Raw genomic sequence first — 21,932 nt, forward strand, 5'->3', positions numbered from 1 at the left:
GTTCGCTTGACATGCGAGAGGTCACAAGTTCGAGTCTTGTTAGGCCCACCATTCCAGCCCCGCCCCTTTGGCGGGGTTTTGTGCGTTCAGGGCCAGATTTTCTGTTATCCTCGATTTTCAAGGCATTGATTCTGTTCGAGTTCGTCGAAACTTGATGATAGAATATTTTCAGACTTGAAAGCCCGGGGATTGTGTGTTGAATGCATTCAAGTGATAGATTGCTTTTGCGATGAAGGAGCATGCGATGGGGTTGCCATTTGAAACAATTCTGGGCCTTGTGGCGGGCAGCCTGACGACGCTGGCTTTTTTACCGCAAGTGATCCGGACCTGGCGCACCCGCTCGACTGCGGATATTTCCCTGGGCATGTTTCTGGTGCTGTGTACCGGTATTGCGCTGTGGTTTGTTTATGGCTTGATCAATGGCGACTGGCCGGTGATCATCGCCAATGGACTGACCTTCCTGCTTGCAGCAATCATTTTGGGTTTCAAGCTGCGCCACGGCTGATTTCAAGCAGCCTGGTGGCATGTGCGGGACCAGCGGGAAAGGATCCATGCCCCGGATGGCCTTTCCGCGGCCACGGGGCCTTGAAAGACGACATGGTTTGGCTGGAAAAAGGGCGATCAAACCGTAAAGGGTTCGACCGCCCAATTTTTATGCTGTCATCGATGATTCCCGATCAGCCCAGTTTTAAATCAAAAACAACAAGCCCGTTAATGCCGCCTTCGGCCAGGCCGACCAGTTCGGCCCCCAGCGCTTTGTGGTCGGGCAGAGCGAGATAGGCATCCCGCGCGGCTTCATCGACAAAATCAACGCAAATGCCGTATTTAAAGCCTTGTTCCAAACCTTCGGGGCTGAGCGACAGGCTGGCGTCAAAATCACGCATGCCGGGCAATTGTTCGCGCAGCCCGGCCAGGCGATCAAACAGGTTTTGAATGGTTTGTTCGCTGGTATCAGATTTGAATTTGACCAGCACGATATGGCGAATCATTCGGTATGGTTCCTTTTGTCAGCCAATTGGCGATAGGCGATTGTTTTTGTTATGTGGGCCAAAAACCCGGCACCGCCAGTCGGGGGCGACGATTATGTCCGCATGACGGCAATGGATTTGCGAAACCGGAAGGCGGCAAAGGCAAAGAACAGCCCGCCGATACCGGCAATCATGGCAAATTCCGGCCACACAATATCCAGCCCGGCCCCCCGATATAATATCGACTGGGCGAATTTGACATAATGGGTTGATGGCACGAATGTCATGATCCATTGCATCAGCTGGGGCTGACTTTCGGTGGGGGTATAGCCGCCCGAAAGCAGGCGCATGGGCAACACCACCAGCATGAACAACAAGCCAAATTGCGGCATCGATTGCGCCAGGGTCGCGAGAAAAATGCCAAGCGCGGTGGCGAAAAACAGATACAAAACCGTGCCTGCCAGAAACAGCATTTCAGACCCGGCAATGGGGACTTTTAACAACAGTTCCACCACCAGCCACAGCGACAAACCAGCCGCGACCAGAATGATCAGCCCGTTGGACCATACCTTTGCCATCATGATTTCAAACGGGGCAAGGGGCATGACCAGCAAATGTTCGATGGTGCCATGTTCGCGTTCGCGGATCAGGGCGGCCCCGGCCAGAATGATCGCCAGCATGGTCACATTGTTGATGATTTCCATTACACTGGTGAACCATGAACTTTCGGCATTGGGGTTAAAGGCATAGCGCAAGACAAGGTCGATGGGGGCTTGTGCGGTTTGGCCTGCGGCCAGGGTTTTGCCGCCCACCCAGGTGCGAATTTCCTGGCTGAAAATATTGTTGATATATCCTTCGCCAATGCCGGCCTGCATCATGGCGGTGGCATCGATATTGAGTTGAATATCGGGTTTGTGCCCGGCAATAACATCGGCTTCAAAGTCGGTGGGTATCACCAGAACAAAGGTATATTTGCCGCTATCCATCATCGGGTCGATCTGATCATAACGGATCAGAACCGGTTTTTTGAAATAGGGTTCCTGGAATGCATCGCGCAGGCGGGTCGAAAGTTGTGATCGATCAAGGTCGACCACGGCAATTGAGGCGTTATGGAGATCATGCGAAAGACCGGTGGCGGCGGTATAAATGGCAAAGGAAAATGCCCAGACGATAAGGGCCAGCAACACCACATCCTGACGCAGGCTGAACAGTTCCTTGATCCCGAGACGATAGATGTTTTCGATACGATGGCGCAGGTTCATGGTCAACGCTCCTGCCGGGGAAGAAGCAGCATTGACAGGCCGGTCAGGGCCGGAAAGAACAATGCCAGAATGATGAATTGTGGATAAAGTGCCATAAAACCAAGGGCCTTGGTAAATACCCCGATGCTAATGGTCATGAAATGCGAGGTCGGGATGATCATGGATAATATCCGCGGGGCCGCGGTCAGCGATGAAATGGGCTGCATCATGCCCGAAAACATCACCGATGGGATCATGGTGGCAATGGCGGTGCCAAACAGGGCGGCAATCTGGGTTTTGGTGAAAGATGAAATCAGCAATCCCAACCCGGTTGTCGAAACCACAAACAGAAAGGCCCCGAGCACAAGGGCCGGAAAGCTGCCTTTGATCGGAACGCCAAAGGCGACAATGGCCATAAATGTCATCAGGGCGAAATTGATCATGCCAAGCGCGATATAGGGGATCTGTTTGCCCAGCAAAAATTCAAACCGGCTGACCGGGGTCACATAAAGGTTGGTGATTGAGCCCAGTTCCTTTTCACGCACCACGCCAACCGCCATTAAGACGGCTGGAATAAACACCAGCAACAGCGCAATAACCGATGGCACAATGGCATAGATGCTTTTGAAATCCTGGTTATAGCGATAGCGTGCCTGAATGCCGGCCGGGAGGGTGGTGACACTATTGCCGGTTTCACGCAGGATGGTGTCAGCAATATATTTTTGGTGAATGCCCTGCACATAGCCATGAATGGTTTCGGCGCGAAACGGCATGGTGCCATCAATGGTTGCGGCAATTTCCGGGGTGCGGCCCTGTTGCAGTTTGCGGCCGAAAGTTGGTGGAATTTCCACCACAAGTGCCAGTTCACCACTTTTTATACGCTGGTCCATATCGGCGTAATTATCAAGCGGGGGCCGTTCGGTAAAATAACGCGATCCGGCAAGGCCTTCCAGATAGGTTCGGCTTTCGGGTGTCTGGTCACGGTCCAGGGCGGCATAGGTCAGGTTTTCAACATCGAATGTAATGCCCCAGCCAAAAACCGGCATTAAAATCATTGTGCCCAATAGCGCAAAAACCAGACGGATCGGATCGCGGATCAGGCCCATCGTCTCGCGCAGACTATAGGCCCACATGCGCCGGGGGCTAAAACCGGGCACCGCTTTTTCCGCCCAGTTTGACACCGCATTTAAGGTGTTATTGTCATCGTTTGCGTCGGGGCTGATATCGTCAATGGGCGGGGCGCTGTCTGTGACGCTTTCGCCGGTTGCTTCTTTCAGATAGGCAATAAAGGCTTGCTCCAGCGTTTCGGTGCCGCGCTTTTTTACCAGGGCATCGGGGGTGTCACTGTCTAAAACCTGGCCCGCATGCATCAGTGAAATACGGTCGCAACGTGCCGCTTCGTTCATGAAATGCGTCGAGATAAAAATCGTCACGCCCTGATTGCGGGACAGATCAATCAGCAATTGCCAAAAATCATCACGGGCAATCGGATCAACGCCCGATGTCGGTTCATCAAGAATAAGGATTTCGGGCGAATGAATAATTGCCACGGCCAGTGACAGTCGTTGACGCACCCCCAAAGGCAGTTTTTCTGCCAGGTCATCCAGATATGGGGTCAGACCAAACCGGGTTGAAAGGTCATTAATGCGTGATGACAGTTTGTCGGCCGGTAAATGAAACAACCTTGCGTGCAAATCCAGATTTTGCCGCACGGTGAGTTCGGAATATAGCGAGAAACCCTGCGACATATAGCCAACCCGTTCGCGCATTTTAAGGTCTTTGCCGTCAGACAGTTCGCCAAACAGCCAGGCCTTGCCTTTGGATGATGGTAACAGGCCGGTCAGCATTTTCATGGTTGTGGTTTTGCCACAGCCATTGGAGCCTAAAAACCCGAAGATCTCGCCGCGTTCAATGCGGAAACTGACATGATCGACGGCGGTGAAATCGCCAAATTTTTTCGTCAGGTCTTTTGCTTCGATGGCGGGTTTGTCGCCGCTTTCGGGGCGCGGCGGAATAACCAGTTCCTTGTGGTTCTTGCGCTGCTCTTCGGGCAAAAGGGCGATAAAGGCCGCTTCCAGACTGTCGGTTTTTGTGTGTTTCAGCAATTCCTGTGCGGTGCCACGGGCCAGAATTTTACCATCATTCATAGCGATCAAATGATCAAACCGGCTGGCTTCATCCATATAGGCGGTGGCGACCAGCACGGTCATGTTGCGGCGCGCATGGCGAATAGTGTCGATCAGCGCCCAGAATTGCTGGCGCGATAGCGGATCAACCCCGGTTGTTGGCTCATCGAGGATCAAGATGTCCGGGTCGTGAATCAGCGCGCAGCACAGGCCCAGCTTTTGTTTCATCCCCCCCGAAAGATTGCCTGCTGGCCGGTTGGTAAACGGGTCCAGACCGGTGCTTTTGACCAGTTTTTCAATGCGCTGGGCACGTTCGGATTTTTTCTGCCCAAACAGGCGACCGAAAAATTCCAGATTTTCGCGCACGGTCAAATCCATATACAGGTTCTTGCCCAGCCCCTGCGGCATATAGGCGATGCGCGGCGACGTTCTGGCACGCTGGCGGGCTTTGCGCATATCACCGCCCAGGGTTATGACATCGCCTTGCTGCACTTCCCGTGCCCCGGCGATCAGGCCTAACAGGGTTGATTTGCCGACCCCGTCAGGGCCGATAAAGCCGACAATGCGCCCCTGATCAAGCTCAAGATTGATGTTCGAAAGCGCATCGGTCTTGCCATACTGGTGCGAAACATCTTTTACCCGCACGGCGGGCCGGTTTTCAGGGATCGTATCCATGCTGTTGCCCAGTGGTTCTGTGTCACCGTTGGGGGAAATCATTTGCCGCTGGTTTCCATGGTGCCAGCAGGCGTGTCGCTGGCGGGATGGTTGCTGTTATCAACAGTGCCGGCATTGTCGGGCAAATGTACCTTTAGCCGATCCGGCCAGCCGCTGTTGGATGCCAGAATGATATAGGCCTCGCCGGGCAGGCCGGTTTTGACCTTTTCGATATGTTGTTCAAGAATGTCCGAACTGATGCGGATTTTAACCCGGAACATCAGTTTTTCGCGTTCGGTGCGGGTTTCAACTTCGCGTGGGGTAAACTGGGCATTGTCGGCAACAAACGACACCGTGGCGGGAATGACAAAATCGGGTGCGGCATCAAGCACTATACGTGCCTGATTGCCGACATAGGCAAGGCCCGCCTGTGAGGTTGGTAAAAACACCGTCATGTAAACGTCGGTCAAATCAAGCAGGGTGACGACCTTGCCGCCAGCAGCCAGGACTTCGCCCGGTTCGGCAAGGCGGTATTGCACCCGGCCCCCGCGCGGCGCGGTGAGCACGGAATCATCGATTTGCACCTGGATACGGGCCACTTCCGCTCCGGCGGCCTCAACCGCGCGTTCTGCACTGGTCTGGCGGGCAGTGGCGGCTTCCAGTCGGGCAACTGCGGTGTCACGGTCTGACTCGCGCTGATCAACCTGTTGGCGGGCAATATTGTTGTTTTTTACCAATTGCTGCGCGCGATCAAGTTGTTGGTTTGCCAGGCGCAATTCGCTTTGACGCTGGACAATTTCAGCCCGCGCCTCGGGGACGCCTTCCCTTGCCCGGGCTTCTTCGGCCATCGCCTGGGCCAGTTGGGCATCAAGTTCGGATGTGTCCATTTTAGCCAGAATATCACCGGCATTTACCCGGTCGCCTTCATCTACCAGCACTTCAGAAACCCGACCGGCATATCTGGCGGCGACATGGATTTCTTCGGCCTCGATCCGGCCATTGCCCGATGCGATATAGTCAGGCAAATCATCCTGATTTTGCAGCCAGGCATAATAGCCGCCACCGGCCATGACGATCAGAACAGCCAGCATAATAAGAATGGCGCGCACGGTTTTCATAACAAGCAGGCTCCAGGATCACATTATCAACATACCTTGCAGGACATCCCGCAGTGCACAATATTAGAATACACTGGTATTTCTGATTGACCAGCGGTAAGCGGGTGGTATTTGCCAATTGTTCTAACTTAACGGGTGCGTGCCGTCTTTGATCCGGAACAAACCTGATATTTCAGGATATTGTCGGGGTATAATGGCAAAAAAGGCCCGCAGCAATGTGCGGACCTTGAATGGGCGGGCGGAAACCTTGGTCTTGCCTTGTATTACAGCGCTTTGGCCAGATATTCTGCCGGGCTTTGCGGGCGTGTACCTTCTTGGCGTTTAACCTGGCAGCGGCATGAAAAACCGGTAACCAGCATATTTTTCACCCCGGTTTTTTCGGCTTTTTTCTGCCAGCTCATTTCATACAGGCGACGCGAATTGTCGCGGTTGGCGGTTTCGTGGCCATAAACCCCGGCCATGCCGCAACATCCGGTGCGTTCGGTTGTCAGTTTGATGCCAAAGGCATCGAATATTTTTTGCCATTTGACACTGACATCAGGGATTGATGTTTTTTCAGTGCAATGGGGAAACAGGGTCGGCACGCTATTTTGGTCGATGGTTGCCGTAATTTTGGGCGGGGTCAGCCGCCCGTTGCGGATTTCGCTTTCCAGCCATTCATGAAACAGGTTTACCCGGTAGTCGGGCCGGTTTTGCAGCCGTTGCGCATATTCCTGGCGGTAGGTCAGCGAAACACTGGGTTCAATGCCGATCAGCGGAATACCAGATTGGGCAAGATCGCCATAAACCGCATCGTTGTCGCGGGCCTGTTTGTCGAACTGTTTTAAAAATCCTTTGACATGCTGGGCTTTGCCATTGGGGCGATAGGGTGGGACAAAAACCCGATAGCCCAGTTTGCGCAGCAAATCGACATGGCCCAGAAATGCTTCAACATCATAATGGGTGGTGAAACAATCCTGGATCAGCAATACCGATTTAACCCGCTCGGCATCGTTAAGGGCAGCAAGCTGGTTTTTATGAAACGGGGCAATGCCGCGTGCATGCAGGGCTGGCACCAGTTTACGGGTACTGGTTTTGGGTAAATCTTCCAACCCGGCAAAGCGGGCAAAGGCCCATTTCACCGGCGGCAGGGATTGCAGAACATTAAACAGGGCCGGGGCCTTTGCTGTTAGCGGGGCAAGCTGTTCTAACCGGGCAATGATATAATCCTTTAACGGGCGCGGATAGCGGGCATGATAGGCGGCCAAAAACCGCGATTTCATTTCGGGAATATCCACCTTGACCGGGCATTGCCCCGCGCATGCCTTGCACGAAAGGCAACCATTCATGGCGTCATACACGTCGTGGGAAAAATCGCGTGCATTGGCAAAGGCCAGTTCGGGGGCCTCGGCATCGGTGCCGACACTGATCTGGCGGATCCATTCGCGTACCATGCCTGCCCGGCCCTTGGGCGAATGCACCCGGTCGCGCGTTACCTTGTAAGACGGGCACATGGCATCGAAATCGTCATAGTTAAAACACGCGCCATTGCCGTTACAGCGTGTGGCGTTCAGGTATTCGTTTTTCAACCCGGCTTCGATCTGGCGGTCTAGCTGGCCGCGCATCGGGGCTTCGTCAATCGGGGTTATCGGCAAATCCATGCCATAGGGGGATGCGATTTTACCGGGGTTAAGCTGGCCTTCCGGGTCAAATTCCTTTTTGATGCGGCGCAGCACATCATATAGTTCCGGCCCGAAATAAACCGGCGAAAATTCGCCGCGGAAGCCTTTGCCATGTTCGCCCCAGATCAGGCCGTTATATTTTTTGGTCAGGTTCACCACACCGTCCGAGACGCGGCGCAGGCGAATTTCGTCTTCCTCGTCGCACATATCAAGCAGCGGGCGCACATGCAGACAGCCAACATCGACATGGCCAAACATGCCGTAATCCAGCCCTTCGCCATCGAGCAAGGCGCGAAATTCGGCAATAAAATCCGCCAGATTTTCGGGCGGAACGGCGGTATCTTCGACAAAGGGGGTGGCGCGGCGTTTGCCTTCAAGGTTGCCCAGCAAACCAACCGCCTTGGAGCGGATCGACCAGATTGCCGCCATTTGGGCCGGGTCTGTTGCGACGACCGATCCGATGGGCGCGTTGGCGTCATTTGGGTTGTCGGCCAGATATTGTGCCAGTTGGCGTTGCTTCTTGGCCAGCTCGTTGGCATCATCGGTGGCAAATTCAACCACGTTAAATCCGCGTGTGGGAGCAGTGGCCCCGTCTGTCCCCAGCAATTTGGCCAGCAAATGCCAGCTTTCGTCTTGCTCGGCCAGTTTCATCACCTTGTCGTCGATGCTTTCAATTGCAACCGGATCAAAGGCTACCAAACGGCCCACATGGCGCAGCGCATCGTCAAAGCTGGCATAGCGCACAACGGTCAGGGCTTTGTATTTGGGCAGGCGAATAACGCGAAAGGTGATTTCCTTGGTCAGGCCCAGGCTGCCTTCGGCCCCGGCGATCAGGAAACTAAGGTTGCTGGCCCCGTCATCGGCAACGGCTTCTTTCAGGTTATAGCCGGTCAGGCCGCGATTCATTTCCGGGAAGATGGATTTGATCTGATCGCGGCGGGGCAAAATTTCGTCGATGATTTTGCGATAAACGCTGCCCACCCGGTTTTTTTGTGCTGCTTCAATGGCGGTTTGTTCGGCATCCAGGGCGGATGTCACAAAATCGCTGCCATCGATTAGAACCGTGGTCATTTTTTCGATGTAATGGCTGGTTTTACCGTAAATGCGCGATCCTTTGCCCGAACTGTCGGATCCGACCATCCCGCCCACCGTGGCGCGGTTGGCGGTTGACACATTGGGTGGAAAGAAAAAGCCGTGTGGTTTTAACCATGCATTTAACTGTTCCAGCACCACACCGGGTTCAACCCGCACCAGCCCGGTTTGCGCATCAAACTCGATAATGTTGTTGAGGTATTTCGATGTATCAACAATGATGGTGTTGTTAAGCGACTGCCCATTGGTGCCGGTTCCGCCGCCGCGCGGGGTAAGTTTAACCCGGCGAAATTCGGCACGGCCTGCCAGTTCCATCACCACATTGATGTCGTCGCGCTGGCGCGGTTGCAGCACGGCGCGCGGCATGACCTGATAAACACTGTTATCTGTCGCATGGATCAGGCGGGTGGGGAAATCGGCATGGATTTCGCCGCGAAATTTGCCTTCCAGTTCCAGCGTTTTCAAAAATGCCAGCGTCAGATCATCAAGGCTGCGATCAGGGGTCAGTTTCGGGATCATCGAAATCTCTGTGTGCGGGAACGTTAACGGGCGGGCCAGAAGGTGCGGACAGGCCCCGGGGATGGTGTTTTTTAATCGATGCCTGCTATTCAACCGGATTATGATTGATTGTACAAATCGAAAATTCCGAATTATTATTCGATTTTTCCAATTAATATGTCTGGTTTGTACTATGTTGTCATCGGTCAGTTTGCGTCATTTGCGCGGGTTTATTGCGGTGGCTGAACAGGGGTCTTTTACCCGGGCGGCCAACAGGTTGGGTCTTACCCCGCCGACCTTGACGGCGACCATTCGCCAGTTTGAAGACATTATCGGCATGGCGTTATTTGACCGCACCACCCGGCAGGTTGCGCTAAGTGCCGGTGGGGTGCGGTTTTTACCCGTCGCCCGCCGCCTGATGGCCGATTTTGAAATCGCCCTTGATGATCTTGATGCCCAATCAAAGGGGCTGGGGGGCAAGGTTGTGGTTGCCGCTGCGCCATCGGTGCTGACACGCATTTTACCACAGATCATTGTTGAATTTAATGCCGCCCACCCCGATGCCAGTTTGCGGCTGGATGAAATGAATGCAGGCGAAGTGCATGATGCGGTTGCCAGGGGCGAAGTTGATTTTGGTATCGCGGGTGACTGGAAACCCCTGCAAGACATTCAGTTTGAACCGCTTTTTAGCGATCATTTAGGCGTGGTGTGCCGCCAGGATCACCCGTTTGCCAATCGCAAGCAGGTGTTATGGCACGAACTGGCAGATTACCCCTTTGTTGGGCTTGGCCCGGAATCGGGAACCGGGGCGATTTTGGCCCTTCAGGGCGGGGGTGATGCCCCATTGCGGCCGGTTGTTGAAACATCGAACACGGTTACTTTGTGTGCCATGGTGGCTGCGGGCATTGGCATAACCATTTTGCCCGAACTGGCCGCGCGGGTGGAAGCCAGCCGCGATCTTGTTTTTGTGCCCCTTGGCGACCCTGTGCGCGAACGCCATATTGGCGTGATCCGCCGCAAAAGCCGCAGCCTGTCGCCAATTGCGGGTATCTTTCTGGATCTTGTTCTAAGCCGGGCCCCGACAATGAAGCTGGCGGCAAACTTGCGTTGGCATTTGCCGGGGTAAAAACCTTTGTGATGTTGCCCCTTGCGAATTGTTTTGAACCACTACAATTAAAGTGAATGCTATCTTCGCAATTGCAGCATCGCCCGCACAGGGCGGGGTTCTGCGCATAATGGTCCCGTAGAGTGGCCCGATACAGTCCCGATTGGAGAACAAGATGGCGCCAGATTCTTCTGTCTATTCCAGGTCTGACAAACCGAAACACAAACATAAACCCAGGCCCGTTCGGACCACCCCCAAATCCTGCGCCAAACCCCCGTTTCATGCCCAAAACCGCTTGTCGGTTGATTTGGCATTGCAAGGTGGTGGGTCGCACGGTGCCTTTACCTGGGGGGTGCTTGATCGGTTGCTTGAGGAAGACTGGATCGATATTGAAGCCATTTCCGGGACATCGGCCGGGGCAATGAATGCCGCCATTATGGCCGATGGTTTTGCCAAAGGCGGCCGCGAAGGTGGCCGTTCCGCCCTTGAACAATTCTGGCGCAAGGTATCAGAAGCCGCACGTTTCAGCCCGCTGCAACGGGGCCCGCTGGATGTGTTGCTGGGAAACTGGTCGCTGGAAAATTCACCGGTTTTTCAAATGCTGGATATGACCGCACGGGTATTGTCGCCCTATCAGCTCAACCCGATGGGGGGAAATCCGCTATCGGATATTTTAACCGAAATGGTTGATTTTGACCGGCTAACCCACGGTGATATTCGCCTGTTTGTGACGGCCACCAATGTGCAAACCGGCTGTGGCCGTATTTTTCGTAATGAAGATATCAATGTGGATGTTTTGCTGGCATCGGCCTGTTTGCCAACGATGTATCATGCCGTTGAAATTGACGGTGAACCCTATTGGGATGGTGGATATTCCGGCAATCCGGCGATTGCGCCTCTGGTGCGCGAATGCGGGGCCAAAGATACCATTCTGGTGCAGATCAACCCGGTAGAACGCGATGGCATCCCCAAATCTGCCCGCGATATTGCCAGCCGGTTAAACGAGGTATCGTTTAATTCGGTATTGTTAAAAGAACTGCGCATGATTGCCCTGTTGCGCCGCGTGGTCAGCGCCGAAGACGAAGAAGGGGCACGCTGGGCCGAAATGCGAATGCACCGGATTACCGGCGATGTGATGCTGGAACTTGATTCATCGTCAAAAATGAATGGCGAATGGTCGTTTTTGGAAATGCTGCGCGATGAAGGCCGCATGGCAAGCGAGGCATTTTTAACCCGGCACCAGCCCGACCTTGGCGTGCGCCCCACCCTTGATATCGACGCGATGCTGCCCGAATTCTAGGCGAGATCGCGCCGTCACAAAAGTTTCGCTATTTCGATATTGTTCTGGAAATACGGCACCGTAAGCTGTGATCTTTGCGTCGGGGTTGCTAGCGAAAAGGTGCGACCATGCTTATTGCCCAGATAACCGATCTGCATATTCGTGCCAACCGTCATCTTGCTTATGGCCGGGTCGATACCGCCACCGCCCTTGAACAGGCGGTGGCGCATGTTTTGGCACTGGACCCGGCACCCGACGTTATTTTGGTTACCGGTGATATTGGCGATTTGGGTGTTGCCGATGAATACGGCCTGGTTGCGGAAATTTTGGCACCGTTATCACGGCCTTATTATATCATTCCGGGTAACCATGACCGGCGCGGGGCCTTGCATCGGGCATTTCCCCATGCCATTCCTGCACTTCACGACGGTTTTTTGCAATATGCCGTGCGCGATCATCCATTGCATTTAATTGCCCTTGATACCCTTGATGAAGGATATGGTCACGGAACGTTATGTGCAAAGCGGCTGGCATGGCTGGATCGTGAACTGGCATGTTATCCCGATCAGCCGACATTGATTTTTATGCATCACCCGCCGATGAATAGCGGCATTGCCCATATGGATGCCCTTAAACTATTGCCCGCAGCACAACAGGGCTTGGCGGCGGTTTTGGCGCAACATCGCTCGGTTGTGGGTATTTTATGCGGGCATTTGCACCGGTCCTTGCAGTGTGTGTGGCACGGGGTGCCGGTATATGTGGCACCATCTGTTGCGCATCAGGTGGTTGCCGATTTTCGCGAAAAGGCCCCGGCGGCCTTTGTTATGGAACCTCCGGCAATCCTGCTTCATTTCTGGTCGCCTGATACACCCGAACAGGGCCTGCTAACCCATATAAATTATATCGGGGCTTATGCGGGGCCTTATCCGTTTTTTGATGCCAACGGCAAAATTCTCGGCTGAGGCAGAAACCCGTCGAACCATTCACGTCCTGGCCGTTGCCGGGGTTCCTGCCGATAAGGTGGGATTACAGGTTCATCCCGCCCGAAACCTCGATCCGCTGGGCATTGACCCAGCGATTGTCATCTGCAAGCAGGGCGGCGATCATGGGGCCGATATCGTCGGCAACGCCAGCACGGCCAAGGGCGGTAACGTTTGAAACCATCTTGTTATAATTGGCATTGTCGCGCACGGCACCGCCGCCAAAATCTGTTTCAATTGCCCCTGGTGCCACGGTGTTGGCGGTGATGCCACGTGGCCCCAGTTCTTTTGCCAGATAGCGGGTAAAGACCTCGATCCCGCCTTTCATCATGGCATAGGCAGCATAACCCGGGCCGCTAAAACGGGCCAGTCCGCTTGACAGGTTGATGATGCGTCCCCCGTCGGCCAGTATCGGCAGCAATTTCTGGGTCAGGAAAAACACGCCTTTCAGATGAATATTCATCAGGCGGTCAAACTGGTTTTCGGTGGTTTCGGTGATTTTGGCGTTAATGCCAATCCCGGCATTGTTGACCAGAAAGTCAAAGCTGTTGCGGCCCCAGTTTTCCATCAGGGCGGTTTTCAGGTTTGCAACGAAACCATCAAAGCTGTCACATGCGCCGCTATCAAGCTGTAAGGCAACCGCCTTTGCACCAAGGGCGGTTATTTCGGCAATCGCGGCGTCGGCTTCGGTGCGGTTTGAATGATAGGTCAAAACAACATCAACCCCCTTGCGGGCGAGGTTGACCGCAGTGTTGCGGCCAAGGCCCCGGCTGCCGCCGGTGACAAGGGCGATTTTGGGCGTGGTGTGTGCGGTCATTTTCAAAGTCTCCGTTCCGGTGTGCGTTGATTGCACGCTACGCCAATGCGGGGAAGGACGCATGCCCGGTCATACGAAATTTTTGCCTGATCCTCTAAATCCAGTTTGGCAGGCTATGCTGCTATCGCAGTTCAGGGTAATTTGATGGGCATAATTCTCTGTTACTATTCCTTGTCATTTCCCAGGATACCAAAAATGACATTTGGGCCGAAACACGCGGAAATCAAATCGGGTCTTGTTTCCTGCCTCAACGATCAGGGGGTAACGGATGGCGTGTTTGAAACTGCCATTGACGGGGTAATGATCATGCGTGAAACCCGGCCAACCGGGCTTTTGCATATGATTTACCGCCCGGTTTTATGTCTGGTTTTGCAAGGTGCCAAGCAGGTGACGGTTGGGACGCTCCTGACGCAGTTTCACGCCATGCAATCATTGGTGGTCAGTGTGGATTTACCCGTGATCGGTCGGGTCACCCATGCCGCCCCGGACGCGCCATTTCTGGCCATATCGATTGACATTGATCTGGCAGAAGTCCGCGATTTATCAAGCGAGATCGAAAAAAGCGATGCGCCAAGCGGTGCCCTTGGTAAAAAGGACCAAGCAGCACTTTATATCGAGGATGTTGACGATGCCATGCTGGCGTGCGTCGGGCGCATTTTACAGCTGTTAAACCGGCCCCAGGCGATTGGCGTGCTGTACCCGTTGATCCGGCGCGAGATTTATTTCTGGATGCTATCGGGGCCGCATGGCGATGTTTTGCGCCGGTTAAGTCTGCCCGATGGGCATACCCGGCGCATCGCACGCGCCATTCATAAAATTCGCAGCGATTTTAGCGAAAGCCTGCGGATTGAGCATCTGGCAGAGCTGGCGGGGATGAGCGTTTCGTCTTTTCATCAGCATTTTAAAACGGTCACCGGCATGACGCCGTTGCAATATCAAAAAGAATTACGCCTGCGCGAAGCCCGACATCTGATGGGGGCAAAGGCCCTGTCTGCGACCGAGGCGGCCTTTGCGGTTGGTTATGAAAGCAGCAGCCAGTTTAGCCGCGAATTTGCCCGTCTGTTCGGGATGACCCCGCGCCAGATTATGGCGCAAAGACGTGCGTTTAACCCGAATTGACAGCATTTTTTGAAACGTATTCCGGGCGGTGTCCCAGGCCTGTTCCCGTGTTGGCGTGATGAGACATTGTTTTCATATTGAACCCTGAAGGGTTAATCGCCCGGCCATTGTCTTGCGGTTCCGACATTGTTCGGGCAATGTCACTGTAAAATATAATCAGGGGGAATGGTGATTTGACGGTAAGCGAACGGGAAAAAATGGCATCCGGGCAATGGTATCGGTGCCTGGATGATGAATTGGCGGCATTGCGCATGGCCGCACGCCGGGCGGTTTTTGCTCATAACACAACCCCGCCCGATGATCGCGGCAATATTACCCCGGATCTGTTGGCACTGTTGGGTTCTGCCGCGCCCGATGCCCGCATAGAAGCCCCGTTTCACTGCGCCTATGGTGTTAATATTCACCTTGGGTCGCAGGTTTTTATCAATGCGGGCTGTGCGTTTCTTGATAGTGCCGATATCCGTATTGGTGCGGGTACGATGCTGGGGCCCAATGTGCAAATCTATTGCCCGCAACACCATAAAGACCCTGCATTGCGCAAGGACGGGCTGGAAATTGCCCATCCGGTCGTCATTGGTGAAAATGTCTGGGTTGGGGGTGGTGCCATTATTTTGGGCGGGGTTTGCATTGGCGATAACGCCATTATCGGGGCCGGGGCGGTGGTGACCCGCGATGTGCCCGCCGGGGTTACCGTGGTCGGCAACCCCGCATGTGACATATCGTTGCGGTCCGCGTGATTACCGCCTGGTTTGCATCAGGGCGTCTACGGCGTCCTGGTGCTGGCGAACAAATTCAACATTATCAGGGTCGGTATTTGGCATTTTGTCTTCGCCAACCCGTGCGGCAACGGCGCTGTGTGCCAGTGTCATGCTCGCGATCAGATATTCGCGGGTGGTAAACCCGTTTTCTGCCAAAAGAGATTTGATTTTTGGCTTGTTGTCGAGGTCTGAAACCATTTCATCCAGGGAATTGGGTTTTTTGGATTTCAGGTCATATTTGTCTTTGTTGTTTTTGATTTCGCTCAGCACGCGGCTCATGCGGTTTAGTTCATCCGTGGTCAGCTTATGGCCTGCTGTTGCCTTGATGATGTCCTGGCGAAGTGTGTTTTGGCTGTCGGCTGCGCTTGCTGGAAAGCTGGTGGCAATACCGATAAACAGGGTCAGGGCCAAGGCCATGATGCCTGTTTTCCCAAGGATTTTGAACATAGTCGAGTCTCCTGTCAGGGTCTGTTTTTCGCGGACATCTATTTGCTTAACCGGAACCTGCAACCACAATTTGACAACAATATGGGCCAGCCTGCAAATGTCAGACGGCATAAAATTCAAGCAGCCCGATTGTTTGGCGTCATTGCCGGGTTATTTGCCGATCCCGGCCTTGATCGCCAGACGGCGTAACGGGCCAATATGGTTGATTGCGCAAAGCCCGGCATAGCGCAGATCGCGCAAAAATTCAGGCTCGGCCATGGCGGCACGGTTTAACAGGTCAATACCGCCAACCCGGGCGATGGTTTTGGGCAATTGCCGTCGTTCCCAGCGATGCAGCAATTCGTCACTGCCGATATCCTTGTTTTCAAGTTTCGCCAGATCAATTTGTTTCGCCAGGGTTTCAATGTCATGCAGGCTCATATTTAAACCCTGCGCGCCGATGGGCGGCACCACATGCGCGGTTTCAGCAACAAGTGCCAGGCGCGGTGCCGTTAAACGGTGGGCGATTTGGGCCACCATGGGCCACACAGCCCGTTGGGTTACAATTTCAACCGGACCAAACAGGTTCATTGTGTCGCGGGTTAGCGCGCGGGCAAGGGCCGCATCATCCATCGCGGCCAGTTGCGTTGCCCTTGCATGGGGCACCATCCACACAACCGACGAACATGCCTTGCCGTTATGGTCTGGCATGGGCACCAAAGTTAGCGGGCCACCAGAGCGATGGATTTCCGTTGAAATATTGTCGTGCGGGGTGTGGTGCGTTACGGCAAAAACCAGCGCGTCCTGATCATAGGACCAACGGTTAAAGCGTATCCCGGCCAGATTGCGCAGGGTTGAATTGCGGCCATCGGCAGCCAGCACCAGCGATGTTGCAAATTTTTGTCCATCCGACAGGGTTATGATCGCCGGGCCAGGCCCCGCTGCCGTGGGGGGCGTATAGCCGGTAACACGGCAATCATTGATCAGCCGGACATTATCAAGCGTGGCGATTTTGCGCAAAAGGGCGGCTTTGGCAGCAATGTTGGTGATGTTCCAGCCAAAATAGCCATCGCTGGTTTCGGCCCCGTTAAAATCGGCTGTTTCGCGTGCGGTGCGTTCAACCCCACCGGCATCGACAATGCGCATGACGCGTAATTGCGCGCCGCTGGTCTGCATATCATCCCACACATCGGCATAGGTCAGGGTATCGATGCCGGGTTTTAAAAATGCCGTCGTTCGCAGGTCGGTTGCGGCATCATCGGCGGGGGCATTGTTTTGTGCGTTTTGTGCCGGGGCCGGGTCAACAATGACAATCTGGTGGCCATCGGCGGCAAGGCGTGCGGCCGCACTTAAGCCAGCGATACCGCCGCCAGCGATCAGGATTTCGGTTTCTTGCATCATCTGTCCACCCGTTTTGCCGCTCATCTTTCGTTACGCTGATATATAGAACGCTTTGGCGGTGGGGCAAAGTCTTCGATCATTGCTTTCGGGTGTGTGAACCTGCCATGCAGGGCAACAGGCTTGTGTTACCGTGCTGTTTTGGCCATGCTCGCGCCTGTTTTGGTGCATGGAATTGGGGAAACATAATGGCCGCATGGTTGTATTTGTTGTGCGCAATCAGCCTGGAAGTGGCGGGCACGATAAGCCTGAAGTTTTCCAACGGGTTTCGCGACTGGCATTTTACCACACTTTCCCTTGTTTTATATGGCATCAGCTTTTGGGCACTTGCAATTACCCTGCGCACCATGCCGGTCAGCACGGCCTATGCCATTTGGTCGGGCCTGGGAACCGCGGCGATTGCCATTATCGGCATGATGTTTTTTAAAGAACCGGTAACGGTGATTAAAGGTGTTTTTTTGCTGATGATTATTGGCGGGGTTGCCGGGTTGAATATGGTTGGCAAGCATTAGAGTATCGCTTGATTATCGGCATGGACAAAGCTGCAAGATATGGCAAAAAAGATCCGTGAGACCCTTTTGGCGCGATGGCAACATGCGGTCGTAAAAACAGGCAGGAATAATTTCCTGCCTGTTTGGTGCATAGACGATGGTTCAGGAATGCTTAATCGGCGACTTCAAAGACGCCATCAATTTCAACAGCAACACCCAACGGCAAGGATGCAACACCTACAGCGGAACGGGCATGTTTGCCAGCGTCGCCAAAAATTTCCACCATCGTGTCGGACGCACCATTGACGACCTTGGGCTGGTCGGTGAAGTCGGGGGCGGAATTGACAAAGGCATTCAGTTTGACAACGCGGGTAACTTTATCAAGGTCGCCAATGGCAGCGCGGAGCTGTGCTACCAGGTTCAGCGCGCATAAACGGGCGGCTTTCTGGCCGTCTTCCACGCCATAGTCCTTGCCCAGCTTGCCAATGAATTTAAGTTCGCCATTTTCCATGGTGATCTGGCCGGAAATGTTCACAAGGTTGCCAGAACGTACATAGGGCAGATAATTTGCCACCGGCGCATTGGCCTGGGGCAGGGTAATGCCAAGTTCGTCAAGGCGGGTTTCGATTTTTCCAGACATGATGGGTTCCTTTGTCTTCAGGGCATGTTTTGAGTTTCTCGCCGTAATCTATCGGTCTTGCCCGTCAAACAAAACCATTTCTTTGTGTAAAATGGTGCCCGGTTTCGCGCCGGTTTCACCATTATTCTAAATTGCTCATTTGTAATTTGCCGGTTTCCCGTGCAGAAAACCGGTTAAGACACAAAAATGGATCATCAAGGTTGGGGAAACAGATAATGCCGGGTGCGACAAAGTGGCTAGACAGGGTGCATGGTGGCTGGCTGGCATTGCTGGGCATCACAATCTTAAGCCCCGACGCTCTTTTGATCCGTTTGATCAAGGCGGACGATATGACAACGGCCTTTTGGCGGTTGCTGATATTGGGCATGACCCTGATGGTTGCAGCCGCCTGGCGCGGTGCGCGGGCGCGCCAACCTTTGTGGCAGGCCATTTGCCCGCGCCGCGATGAAGTTTTGGCCGGAATCTTTTATGGCGGCACCAGTGCCTGTTTTATTTTATCGATCAAAAACACCGATGCGGCAAATACCCTTGTAATCATTGCAGCAACCCCGCTGATCAGTGGCTTGATCGGGGCATTTTTGTTCAGGCGCAAGCAGCCTTTACGCACATGGGTGGCATCGATTGTGGTGTTTGCAGCCTTGGCCATTATTGTTGGCAACGGGCTGGGTGGGGCGCATATGCTGGGCGATGTTCTGGCATTGGGCACGGCATTATGCATGGCGTGTTATTTTAATGTGCTTGGTGCGCGTATTGCCATTGATACGGTGCGCGCAATGATGGTGGGGGCCTTGCTGGTCGCGGTTTTTGTGGCACCGGCGGCAAGCCCTCTTATGCTGTTCCCCTGGGACCCGGTATGGCTGATCCTGCTGGGCTGCCTGGTATTGCCGTTGTCATTTACCTTTATTTCGATGGGGGCCAAACGCATACCGGCCGCCGAAGTGGGCCTGATCATGTTGACCGAGGCAATTTTGGGATCGGGGCTGGTTTGGTTGTTTATGGGCGAAGTGCCATCTTCCACCACAATGATCGCCGGGGCTGTCGTGATTGTGACACTGGCAACGCACAGTGCTTTGGCCCTTTATAGCAGCAAACGCCGACGCGCTGTTCGCGATGTCGTTTAACTTTATCTGGCTTTCTCAATCTATCCGTGCCATAATTAAAAGTTATTTTTTGTGGTTATAATTAACCAAATTATTTCATAAGGCATTTCAGCTTGCTGTCAGGAAGCTGGACTATGGTGTTGTTGCCCTTGGTCGCGTCGCGAATATTTTTCTACACGCAATGCAAGGGTGTGATTCTCTTATTATGTGATTATTGGAAAGGTAACGCGATTGAAAATGCCAGTTTTAATCCGCGTTCGGGCGCTGACACTTGTTTTTGCCCTGTCGTTGTATTTTGCATTTGTTCTAAATTTTGCGCTATTGCGCCATTTTTACGAAATTTTGTCTGCTCTTGACGATTTCAGTATCGGTTTTGTCATTTCAATTCCAATTGTGCTGGTTGCGGCCCTGAACTTTGTTTTTATTCCGTTTTCATCGCGCTACACCTTAAAGCCGTTTTTTGTGCTGGTGTTAATCACCGGCGCAATGGTCAGCTTTGCGATGGTCAAATATCGCATCGTTTTTGACCGTGCGATGATTCAGAACATATTTGAAACCAATAGCCGCGAAGCAGGTTCGTATCTGAATGCCCATTCGATCGGGATGGTCGTTCTAATGGGGGTTGTACCTGCGATTTTGTTGTTGTTCGTTCGGGTAAGCTATGCGGAACGCTGGTATCAGGGTTTGTATCAGCGGGCGGGCGCGATGACGGGATTTTTGGTGATTGTGGCGGCGTTTGTCGGCTTCTTATATCAGGATTACGCATCGATCGGGCGCAATAACCGCGAACTTGCCAAGGAAGTGGTGCCGGAAAACTATATCGCCAGCACCATCAAATATGTGAAACGCCGCTATCTGACATCGCCGGTGCCGTTCAAAATTATTGGTCAAGATGCCGTTCAGGTTAACCGGGTCAGCAATATCAAGCCAAAACTGATATTTCTGGTGATTGGCGAAACGGCTCGTGCGGCAAACTATGCCGTGAACGGATATGATCGGCCAACCAACCCGTTTACGCAAAAAATAGACAAGTTGGTGTCGTTTCAGAATGTGCAATCATGCGGCACCGCCACAGCCATTTCTGTGCCCTGCATGTTTTCGCCCGAAAATCGGGAAAGCTTTGACACTGATCGGGCACATAACAGCGAAGGTTTGCTTGATGTTGTGCAAAAGGCGGGTGTGTCTGTTTTCTGGAAAGAAAATGATGACGGCTGCAAGGGTGTTTGTGATCGGGTGCCCAATATGACTCTGAACCCGGCGGATTATCCTGATTTATGCCAGGGCCGATCCTGCCATGACGAAGCCATGCTGCGCAATCTTGACCAGCAGATTGCCGATATGAAGGGCAAGGGCGACAAACTGGTGGGCCTGCATTTGATCGGCAGTCACGGGCCGACATATTTCAAGCGCTATCCGGCTTCCTTTCGCACCTTCACCCCCGATTGCCCGCGGAGCGACATTGAAAATTGCAGCCAGGAAGAACTGGTCAATACCTATGACAACACCATTCGCTATACTGATTATGTGATTTCGCAATTGGTGGCGAAACTGGCCAGTTATCAGGACCAGTATGATACAGCCCTGATTTATCTGTCAGATCATGGCGAGTCTTTGGGGGAAATGGGGATTTACCTGCATGGTACACCCTATCGTTTTGCCCCGGACCAACAAACCCATGTGCCTTTTCAGGTCTGGATGTCTGACGGGTTTGCCAAGGCCCAGAAAGTTGACACCAAATGCCTGGCAAAGATCAGCAAGGATAACGATTATTCGCAGGACAATATCTTCTCGACCGTGCTGGGAGTTTTCAATATCCAAACCAAATTGTATCATAAAAAACAGGATATTCTGGCCGATTGCCAAGCCGACAACCTTGCATCCGCCCGCGCATCAGTGGTGCAGTAAGACAGACAGGCAACGTTGTTCCCTGCCAAAGCGTCGTTCGCAGCGTTGCCTGTTTTTAGCCAATCGGGTTTGATCCAGGCGATGTGGTATTTTATTGGCCGATAACATGCAGATGAATTTGGCGGCGATGCGGGGCATTTCGATGTTCAAACAGATAAATCCCCTGCCATGTTCCCAGAACGGCCCGTCCGTTCTGCACCGGGATCGATAGCGATACATTGGTCAGTGCCGCGCGAATATGGGCTGGCATATCGTCCGGCCCTTCGCATATGTGGCGATACAGCCCCGGATCTTCGGCAACCAGACGTTTGAAAAATATTTGCAGGTCATGCTGCACATCGGGGTCGGCATTTTCCTGTATCGTCAGGCTGGCCGAGGTATGGGCGCAAAATACGGTTAGCACACCATTGCTGATGGCACATTCTTCCAGCCAGCCTTCGACCATGTGGGTAAATTCGGTCAGACCTTGTCCGTGCGTGCGAATTTCAAAACGGGTTTGATACTGTTGCAAGACGCCCCTTTCTGTTTCAGGCAGCATTAAAGGAAACGTGCTTTA

19 protein-coding genes are annotated in these 21,932 nt (G+C 53.4%); 9 read left to right on the forward strand and 10 right to left on the reverse strand.

All coding sequences use genetic code 11. From position 1 onward, the window contains the following. Positions 1 to 244 precede the first annotated feature (244 nt). Complete coding sequence (locus tag AAC086_RS22380; RefSeq protein ID WP_339782190.1) at positions 245 to 505, forward strand: SemiSWEET transporter; 261 nt, start codon at positions 245 to 247, stop codon at positions 503 to 505. A gap of 172 nt (positions 506 to 677) precedes the next feature. Here AAC086_RS22380 and AAC086_RS22385 read toward each other — a convergent pair whose 3' ends face one another. The 5 genes from AAC086_RS22385 to AAC086_RS22405 all read right to left on the reverse strand — a co-directional run bounded on the left by AAC086_RS22385 (position 678) and on the right by AAC086_RS22405 (position 9,379). Beyond that, complete coding sequence (locus AAC086_RS22385) at positions 678 to 989, reverse strand: Dabb family protein (RefSeq protein WP_339782193.1); 312 nt, start codon at positions 987 to 989, stop codon at positions 678 to 680. A gap of 92 nt (positions 990 to 1,081) precedes the next feature. After that, positions 1,082 to 2,230 (reverse strand): ABC transporter permease, encoded by a 1,149-nt coding sequence (locus AAC086_RS22390; RefSeq protein WP_339782195.1) that lies wholly within the window; start codon positions 2,228 to 2,230, stop codon positions 1,082 to 1,084. 2 nt (positions 2,231 to 2,232) lie between these two features. Further along, positions 2,233 to 5,010, reverse strand: a complete 2,778-nt coding sequence (gene rbbA, locus AAC086_RS22395; RefSeq protein ID WP_339782196.1) for a ribosome-associated ATPase/putative transporter RbbA — start codon at positions 5,008 to 5,010, stop codon at positions 2,233 to 2,235. 38 nt (positions 5,011 to 5,048) lie between these two features. Then, positions 5,049 to 6,107 (reverse strand): HlyD family efflux transporter periplasmic adaptor subunit, encoded by a 1,059-nt coding sequence (locus tag AAC086_RS22400; RefSeq protein ID WP_339782198.1) that lies wholly within the window; start codon positions 6,105 to 6,107, stop codon positions 5,049 to 5,051. Between the two features lie 263 nt (positions 6,108 to 6,370). Beyond that, positions 6,371 to 9,379, reverse strand: a complete 3,009-nt coding sequence (locus AAC086_RS22405) for an FAD-binding and (Fe-S)-binding domain-containing protein (protein WP_339782200.1) — start codon at positions 9,377 to 9,379, stop codon at positions 6,371 to 6,373. 172 nt (positions 9,380 to 9,551) lie between these two features. Here AAC086_RS22405 and AAC086_RS22410 point away from each other — a divergent pair, with 172 nt between their 5' ends. The 3 genes from AAC086_RS22410 to AAC086_RS22420 all read left to right on the forward strand — a co-directional run bounded on the left by AAC086_RS22410 (position 9,552) and on the right by AAC086_RS22420 (position 12,704). After that, positions 9,552 to 10,484 carry a LysR family transcriptional regulator gene (locus AAC086_RS22410; RefSeq protein ID WP_339782201.1) on the forward strand — a complete coding sequence of 311 codons (933 nt, stop codon included), beginning with the start codon at positions 9,552 to 9,554 and terminating at the stop codon, positions 10,482 to 10,484. A 154-nt stretch (positions 10,485 to 10,638) separates the two neighbouring features. Further along, positions 10,639 to 11,763 (forward strand): patatin-like phospholipase family protein, encoded by a 1,125-nt coding sequence (locus tag AAC086_RS22415; protein ID WP_339782202.1) that lies wholly within the window; start codon positions 10,639 to 10,641, stop codon positions 11,761 to 11,763. A gap of 107 nt (positions 11,764 to 11,870) precedes the next feature. Continuing rightward, positions 11,871 to 12,704 carry a phosphodiesterase gene (locus AAC086_RS22420; RefSeq protein ID WP_339782205.1) on the forward strand — a complete coding sequence of 278 codons (834 nt, stop codon included), beginning with the start codon at positions 11,871 to 11,873 and terminating at the stop codon, positions 12,702 to 12,704. A 64-nt stretch (positions 12,705 to 12,768) separates the two neighbouring features. Here AAC086_RS22420 and AAC086_RS22425 read toward each other — a convergent pair whose 3' ends face one another. After that, positions 12,769 to 13,539, reverse strand: a complete 771-nt coding sequence (locus AAC086_RS22425; protein WP_339782206.1) for an SDR family oxidoreductase — start codon at positions 13,537 to 13,539, stop codon at positions 12,769 to 12,771. A 195-nt stretch (positions 13,540 to 13,734) separates the two neighbouring features. On the opposite strand from AAC086_RS22425, the gene AAC086_RS22430 reads away from it, so the two are divergent. Both AAC086_RS22430 and AAC086_RS22435 read left to right on the forward strand, forming a co-directional pair. After that, positions 13,735 to 14,658, forward strand: a complete 924-nt coding sequence (locus tag AAC086_RS22430; RefSeq protein ID WP_339782208.1) for an AraC family transcriptional regulator — start codon at positions 13,735 to 13,737, stop codon at positions 14,656 to 14,658. 173 nt (positions 14,659 to 14,831) lie between these two features. After that, positions 14,832 to 15,395, forward strand: coding sequence for a sugar O-acetyltransferase (locus tag AAC086_RS22435; protein ID WP_339782210.1), 564 nt, complete (start codon positions 14,832 to 14,834; stop codon positions 15,393 to 15,395). Here AAC086_RS22435 and AAC086_RS22440 read toward each other — a convergent pair whose 3' ends face one another. Next, positions 15,396 to 15,863: a hypothetical protein gene (locus AAC086_RS22440; protein ID WP_339782211.1), complete on the reverse strand. Its 468-nt coding sequence runs from the start codon at positions 15,861 to 15,863 to the stop codon at positions 15,396 to 15,398. It abuts the gene before it with no gap. A gap of 150 nt (positions 15,864 to 16,013) precedes the next feature. After that, positions 16,014 to 17,243, reverse strand: a complete 1,230-nt coding sequence (locus AAC086_RS22445) for an FAD-dependent monooxygenase (RefSeq protein ID WP_339782213.1) — start codon at positions 17,241 to 17,243, stop codon at positions 16,014 to 16,016. A 185-nt stretch (positions 17,244 to 17,428) separates the two neighbouring features. On the opposite strand from AAC086_RS22445, the gene AAC086_RS22450 reads away from it, so the two are divergent. Continuing rightward, the gene (locus AAC086_RS22450) at positions 17,429 to 17,752 is read left to right on the forward strand and encodes a multidrug efflux SMR transporter (RefSeq protein ID WP_339782215.1); all 324 of its coding nucleotides are present in this window, start codon (positions 17,429 to 17,431) and stop codon (positions 17,750 to 17,752) included. 151 nt (positions 17,753 to 17,903) lie between these two features. Here the strand turns inward: AAC086_RS22450 and AAC086_RS22455 are convergent, their stop codons facing one another. Continuing rightward, the gene (locus AAC086_RS22455; protein WP_339782217.1) at positions 17,904 to 18,371 is read right to left on the reverse strand and encodes a RidA family protein; all 468 of its coding nucleotides are present in this window, start codon (positions 18,369 to 18,371) and stop codon (positions 17,904 to 17,906) included. A 215-nt stretch (positions 18,372 to 18,586) separates the two neighbouring features. On the opposite strand from AAC086_RS22455, the gene AAC086_RS22460 reads away from it, so the two are divergent. Continuing rightward, entirely contained in the window at positions 18,587 to 19,492 is a 906-nt protein-coding gene (locus AAC086_RS22460) for a DMT family transporter (protein ID WP_339782219.1), read from the forward strand. Between the two features lie 216 nt (positions 19,493 to 19,708). Next, the gene (locus AAC086_RS22465) at positions 19,709 to 21,376 is read left to right on the forward strand and encodes a phosphoethanolamine--lipid A transferase (RefSeq protein ID WP_339782221.1); all 1,668 of its coding nucleotides are present in this window, start codon (positions 19,709 to 19,711) and stop codon (positions 21,374 to 21,376) included. Positions 21,377 to 21,467: 91 nt separating this feature from the next. Here the strand turns inward: AAC086_RS22465 and AAC086_RS22470 are convergent, their stop codons facing one another. Continuing rightward, positions 21,468 to 21,887 (reverse strand): secondary thiamine-phosphate synthase enzyme YjbQ, encoded by a 420-nt coding sequence (locus AAC086_RS22470; protein WP_339782223.1) that lies wholly within the window; start codon positions 21,885 to 21,887, stop codon positions 21,468 to 21,470. Between the last annotated feature and the right edge of the window lie 45 nt (positions 21,888 to 21,932).

The sequence above is a fragment of the uncultured Thalassospira sp. genome, from assembly GCF_963976115.1.
In the GTDB taxonomy this organism is placed as follows: Bacteria; Pseudomonadota; Alphaproteobacteria; order Rhodospirillales; family Thalassospiraceae; genus Thalassospira.